The organism is Rhizobium sp. 18055 (genome assembly GCF_902706285.1).
Classification (GTDB): Bacteria; Pseudomonadota; Alphaproteobacteria; order Rhizobiales; family Rhizobiaceae; genus Rhizobium.
On record NZ_CACSKD010000410.1, the window covers coordinates 1 to 405 of the forward strand.

The 405-nt window shown below is 76.3% G+C and carries 1 protein-coding gene; it reads right to left on the reverse strand.

Annotated elements, in window-relative coordinates:
- Positions 1-42: 42 nt before the first annotated feature.
- The coding region (locus tag GVL52_RS32485) for a LysR substrate-binding domain-containing protein (RefSeq protein WP_244619358.1) at positions 43-405 on the reverse strand (363 nt) is incomplete at its 5' end.

A 405-nucleotide genomic window follows, 5' to 3' on the forward strand; every position in this document is an offset into this window, starting at 1 on the left:
GCCGTGGGCCGTGGAGCGTGGCAGCGTGGCAGCGGTGCGGCGTCAGGGCATGGCCGGCGCGGTATCCACTGCCGGCCGGTTCTCCGTGCAGGCATGAAGCAGCCAGTCGCGGAATGCCGCCAGGCCCGCCGAGGGCGCGCGCGAGCGCAGGCGCGTGAGCCAGTAGGCGCCCAGCGCGATCTCGGCGCCAAAGGGCCGCACCAGCCGCCCCTGGCGCAGTTCGCGCTCGAACAGCCGCGCCGGCAGCAGCGCCACGCCCGCACCCTGGGCCGCAGCTTCCGCCAGCGCCAGGGACGAATCGAAGACCGTGCCGCGCACCACCGGGCAGGGCACGCCGGCCGCGCCGAACCAGGCCGCCCATTCATCGGCGCGGTAGGAGCGCAGCAGCGCCTCGCGGGCCAGGTC